This window comes from Otoolea muris, from assembly GCF_943193115.1.
GTDB classification, from domain to species: Bacteria; Bacillota; Clostridia; order Lachnospirales; family Lachnospiraceae; genus Otoolea; species Otoolea muris.
This window is the reverse complement of sequence record NZ_CALPCY010000154.1, coordinates 1-1,274: the sequence shown is the minus strand read 5'-3', so window position 1 is coordinate 1,274 and position 1,274 is coordinate 1. Positions and strand designations below refer to the sequence as shown.

2 protein-coding genes are annotated in these 1,274 nt (G+C 35.1%); both read left to right on the top strand.

Annotation, left to right across the window (positions count from 1 at the left end; all coding sequences use genetic code 11):
* Positions 1-385 precede the first annotated feature (385 nt).
* The gene (locus NFS31_RS26765) at positions 386-640 is read left to right on the top strand and encodes a pyocin knob domain-containing protein (protein ID WP_251502137.1); all 255 of its coding nucleotides are present in this window, start codon (positions 386-388) and stop codon (positions 638-640) included.
* A 60-nt stretch (positions 641-700) separates the two neighbouring features.
* The gene (locus NFS31_RS26760) at positions 701-922 is read left to right on the top strand and encodes a hypothetical protein (protein ID WP_251502134.1); all 222 of its coding nucleotides are present in this window, start codon (positions 701-703) and stop codon (positions 920-922) included.
* Positions 923-1,274: the final 352 nt, after the last annotated feature.

Below are 1,274 nucleotides of genomic sequence, written 5' to 3'. Positions count from 1 at the left end.
TAAAACGAAAATCAACGGGTGATATAGTTGTTATTATTTTTAATCCTCTTTCTAATTTATTTTCAACAAATTCAAGGGCAGAAGGATCTGATTGGAGCGGATGGAAGGAAAGATGAGCTATATAAAATGGCGAAAAATTTGAAAAAAAACTAATTTATATAACTTATTCTGAATCAAATAAGAACGTTTTTGATGATGTAAGTATCGATTTTCCAGATGGAACAGAATATGTAAGAAATGTGGGTTTTGATATAGGCCATTCTATTTTGGGAGGTGCTGGAGGATTGCTACACGGAACTAAGACAACGAATAAATATGAATTTCAAGAGTTTAAAAGCAGTACAACTAATAAATATAGATATAAATATAATGGCATATGGTCAGAATGGCTTGGCGTTTAAATGGCGAGACGATGAAAGGCGCGGCTAAAAGTCCTTCGGATCTGAATCAAGCAACCGCTTTAGGTGGATATTATTTTTCCAATACCGGATTTTCTAATCTTCCGGTAAGCAGAGCTGGTTTTCTTTTGGTCTTCGGACAAAGTAACTCTAGGTTTGCTCAACTTTACATTACTGATGCAGGAACAATATATGTAAGAGGGCATTTTGGAAGCGGTTTTACAGAATGGGCATCTATATAAAATGGCGACCTGAGCCAAAGCATTCTTGTTAATTTATCTTCTTCTGGTAGCACTGCGTCCATGCTTGATAAGGTAAAATATCTATGGGATAAATTACCAGCAGGAGTCCCAATTATGGGAAATTTTAGCGGTGCAGGAACCTTTTCATTCTTTGGATACATATATCCAAATCGCAATTATGGAGGTATTATTGTTTTTGGATTTACTGGGCAACTGAATTTGATATATGTTAATAATGGCGTCTTTTATGATAAAAATTTTATGTCAGAACAATCTTCATAAAATGGCGAGGCAAAAATAAAAATAGTACCCAATCCTCCAAATTGGAATGAGGTAAATGCAAAAAACTATGGGAAAGGTATTATTTATTCTGGGGTATGGATTTCTAATGAAGTACCTGAAGCGCCTATTGGCTTTCCGGCAGGCGCAGATCGTTATGGATTATTAATTACTGTTGATGCAGAAATTTATAATACGAATTTTGTGTCTAAACAAATTTATATACCAGATCATTCAGATACTAATGGGATATATATGCGAACTATAACCAGGCAGAAATGGGCAAAGTTTATTGGAACATCTGTCAACGCTGTGGTGGATGCCCAGTAAAACGATAATAGCAATTTAACCGAGT